3 protein-coding genes and 2 pseudogenes are annotated in these 3,912 nt (G+C 64.9%); 3 read left to right on the top strand and 2 right to left on the bottom strand.

Features of this window, described 5'->3' with window-relative positions:
• Nucleotides 1-400, bottom strand: a pseudogene (locus RHBS_RS25365) (CoA transferase); the annotation flags it as partial.
• Between the two features lie 94 nt (nt 401-494).
• Between RHBS_RS25365 and purT the strand changes: the two are divergent.
• Nucleotides 495-1,691 carry a formate-dependent phosphoribosylglycinamide formyltransferase gene (gene purT, locus RHBS_RS25360; protein ID WP_128646798.1) on the top strand — a complete coding sequence of 399 codons (1,197 nt, stop codon included), beginning with the start codon at nt 495-497 and terminating at the stop codon, nt 1,689-1,691.
• Between the two features lie 24 nt (nt 1,692-1,715).
• Nucleotides 1,716-2,198 carry a DUF456 domain-containing protein gene (locus RHBS_RS25355; protein WP_121872214.1) on the top strand — a complete coding sequence of 161 codons (483 nt, stop codon included), beginning with the start codon at nt 1,716-1,718 and terminating at the stop codon, nt 2,196-2,198.
• 20 nt (nt 2,199-2,218) lie between these two features.
• On the opposite strand, the gene RHBS_RS25350 is transcribed toward RHBS_RS25355, so the two are convergent.
• A complete protein-coding gene (locus tag RHBS_RS25350) occupies nt 2,219-2,965 on the bottom strand; it encodes an amidohydrolase (RefSeq protein ID WP_121872215.1) in 747 nt (248 codons plus the stop codon).
• 55 nt (nt 2,966-3,020) lie between these two features.
• Between RHBS_RS25350 and RHBS_RS32425 the strand changes: the two are divergent.
• Nucleotides 3,021-3,888: pseudogene (locus RHBS_RS32425) on the top strand (SMP-30/gluconolactonase/LRE family protein).
• Nucleotides 3,889-3,912: the final 24 nt, after the last annotated feature.

Below are 3,912 nucleotides of genomic sequence, written 5' to 3'. Positions count from 1 at the left end.
TCGGAGATGTAGTTGATGTCGTGGCCTGCGGTCTGCGCCCAGGGGCCTTCCTGACCCCAGCCCGTCATGCGGCCGTAGACAGGCGCGGGTTGCGGGCGAGGGCGGCGTCGGGTCCGAGGCCGAGGCGTTCGGTGACGCCGGGGCGGAAGCCCTCGATCAGCACGTCGGCGCGTTCGACGAGTCCCAGCACCTTCTCGATGTCGGCCGGGTCCTTGAGGTTGGCCTCGACGATGGTGCGGCTGCGCAGCTGGTGGTCGTGGGGAGAGATCTGCCCGGCACGCTGCACGCGTACGACGTCTGCGCCGAGGTCTGCCAGCAGCAGTGCGGCGTGTGGGCCGGGCCCGATGCCTGCGAGTTCGACTACGCGGAGCCCTGCGAGTGGTCCACCAGTGTTCGACACGTTATTGCCTCGTTCCGACTCGTCACCTGCGAATGTGAATGGAGACTAACTTGTACTAGGTCGTCCAATCGATCGGGGTGTGGATAATAGGGCTGTGACTGCCCCAGATCCCGTCCGTATCGGTACTCCGCTCACTCCCGGGGCCACCCGGGTGATGCTGCTCGGCTCGGGTGAGCTGGGCAAAGAGGTGATCATCGCGTTCCAGCGCCTCGGCGTCGAGGTGATCGCCGTCGATCGCTACGACAACGCCCCCGGTCATCAGGTGGCCCATCACGCGTTCACGATCGACATGAGCAACCCCGAAGAACTACTGGCGCTGATCGATTCGCAGCAGCCGGATTTCGTGGTGCCGGAGATCGAGGCCATAGCCACCGATGCCCTGGCCGAGGTCGAAGCGCGCGGCAGGAGCGTGGTGATCCCGACGGCTCGCGCGACGCAGTTGACCATGAACCGTGAGGGCATCAGGCGTCTCGCAGCCGAGGAACTCGGGCTGCCGACGTCACCGTACGCGTTCGCCGACTCGCTCGAAGACGTGCGAGATGCCCTGTCCACCATCGGTTTTCCCGCCGTCATCAAGCCCGTCATGTCGTCCTCGGGCAAGGGGCAGTCCGTCGTTCGCAGCGAGGCCGATGTCGAGGCAGCATGGGAGTACGCGCTCAAAGGTGGTCGCGTCGACCACGGTCGCGTCATCGTCGAGGGATTCGTCGATTTCGATTACGAGATAACACTTCTCACGGTCCGGGCGACCAACGGAACCTCGTTCTGCGAGCCGATCGGGCACCTGCAGGAATCCGGTGACTACATCGAATCCTGGCAACCGCAACCGATGTCCGACGCGGCCCTGGCCGGTGCGCGCGACGTTGCCGAGCGCATCACGACGGCGCTCGGTGGGCGCGGGTTGTTCGGCGTTGAACTGTTCGTGCAGGGCGACAACGTGTACTTCTCCGAGGTGAGTCCGCGGCCGCACGATACGGGCTTGGTGACGCTACGTACGCAACGGTTCTCGGAGTTCGAGCTGCATGCCCGCGCCGTTCTGGGTCTGCCGATCGACACGACGCTGCTTTCGCCCGGTGCGTCGGCCGTGATCTACGGCGGTGTCGATGCCGAGGGCATTCACTTCGATGGTGTCGCCGATGCGCTTGCTGTCCCCGAGACCGATCTTCGCCTGTTCGGTAAGCCGACGAGTTTCGTCAGGCGTCGGATGGGCGTTGCGGTGTCGACGGCCTCGGACATCGAGACGGCGCGAAGCCGGGCACGCGAGGCAGCGGGCAAGGTTCACCCCGCCGTCTGAACCGACACAGGGCACACTGAGCCCATGAGCGTGTTCGGTGAGGTCCTGGTCGGCCTGGTGATTCTGGTGGGCCTCGTCGGTATCGTCGTCCCGATTCTGCCGGGCACCATCTTGATCTTCGCGGCCGTCGCAGTGTGGGCGTGGGTCACCGGCGGAGCAGCCGCCTGGACGGTGTTCGCGATCGCCACGGTGCTCTTGGTTCTGAGCGGCGTCGTGAAGTACACCTGGCCGGGCCGGCGCATGCGGGAGGCCGGTGTGCCGATGCGATCGCTGATGATCGGCGGACTGCTCGGCATCGTCGGATTCTTCGTCATCCCCGTCGTCGGACTGTTCATCGGCTTCATCGCCGGCGTCTACGTGGCCGAGGTGCCCAGGCATCGCAATCATTCCGAGGCATGGAGATCCACCGTGCACGCCACCAAGGCTGCCGGGCTGTCCATCCTGGTGGAGCTGTTCGGCGCGCTGCTCGCCTCGGCAGTGTGGCTCGGCGGAGCTCTCTTCGTCTAAGGGTCAGGGGCCCTGCTGATTCAAGGGACGCGATACCAAGCCCGGGCGTTGGCGTCGAGCACCGCCGGGAGATCGCCGCCGACGGCGTGAGAAATGATGTCGATGTCGGTCTCGGAGAACGGACGCGGGGCGCGGGTGCCCGGTAGATCGGTGCCGAACATCAACGCGGCCGGATTCACACGATGAATCTTCTGCAGCGTGTCGATGATGTCGAGGTCCACCCGGCCGAATCCCGTTGCCTTGACGCGAACTCCGCGATCGACCAGATCGAGTAGATACGGCAGGCCCTGCGTCGAGAGGCCCAGGTGGTCGATGCTCACGGCCGGTAGTTTCGCGAGTATCGGTTCGAGCGAGAGCAGCAGGGACGCATCGACGTACAGCTCGGCGTGCCACCCCACCAGATCGTGGACACGGCGCGCCGCAGTGGTGAGCATCTGAAGATCCGTTTCGCCGCGTTTGAGGTTGAACCGCATTCCTCGCACGCCCGCGTCGTGCAGCGCGACGATGTCCTCGTCGGAACATTCCGGATCGAGCTGAGTGACGCCGACCCAGCCGCGTCCCAGGGTCTCCAACGCGGCCAGCAGGTAGGTCTGATCGGTGCCTTGGAACGATCCCGAGATCACTGCGCCGCCGGTGATACCGAGCCCGTCGACGTCGTAGAGGTAGTTCGAGATGGTGTACGGATCGGGCAGGAAACCGTGGTTCTCGATCAGCGGAAACTTCGGGTCGATGATGTGTAGGTGGGCGTCGAACACGGGCCCCAGCATGCCAGCTCACGCATTCGGCGTCGCGGCCACCGTTCGCGGTGTTTGAATTCGAAACATGAAACCGGAGACCACAGTCGTTCTCGATGGATACACCTACTTCGAATGTCCGCGATGGCACGAGGGGAGGATCTGGGTATCGGACTTCTACTCCCATCGCGTCGTGTCCGCCCTCGAGGACGGCTCCGACGTCCGAGTCGAAGCCGAAGTGCCCAACCAGCCGTCGGGCCTGGGATGGTTGCCCGACGGGCGCCTGCTGATCGTGTCGATGCGCGACTACAAGTTGCTACTGCGTGAGCACGACGCTCACTGACCGTGCACGCCGATCTGTCGACGTATGTGCGGGCGAATCTCAACGACATGCTCGTCGACGCGCAGGGCCGCGCGTACATCGGCAACTTCGGCTTCGATCTGATGAACTTCGCGCCCGTCGAGACGGCCGACCTGATTCGCGTCGACCCGGACGGTTCGGCGCACGTCGTGGCGTCGGATCTGTACTTCCCCAACGGATGGCGTTCACGGCTTCGGGCGAACTGCTCGTCGACGAGACGGTCGGCAACCGGGTCAGTGCCTTCGACATCGCCGAGGACGGATCGCTGGGGGAGCGGCGCGACTGGGCGAAGTTCGGCGACCTACCGACGTCGACGGACATGGCGACGGCCATCGGTGAGGTCAAGGTTGCCGCCGACGGATGCTGCATCGACACCGACGGCACGATGTGGATCGCCGACGCGCTGGGGCAGCGAGTGCTGCACGTGGCACCGGGCGGGGAGATTCTTCAGCAGCTCGATTTCGATCTCGGGGTCTTCGCCTGCGGACTCGGCGGATCCGACGGCCGCACGCTGTTCGTCTGCGCTGCACCGGATTTCAACGAGCATCAGCGCAAAATCGAAACCGAGGGAAAGTTGCTGGCGGTTCGCGTGTAGTGCGCTCCGCGCAGTGGTGTGGTT

Origin of the sequence: Rhodococcus sp. BS-15 (assembly GCF_000813105.1) — a bacterium.
GTDB lineage: Bacteria > Actinomycetota > Actinomycetes > Mycobacteriales > Mycobacteriaceae > Rhodococcoides.
Note: the sequence above shows the minus strand (reverse complement) of the source record. Positions and strands in the feature narration are given on the sequence as shown.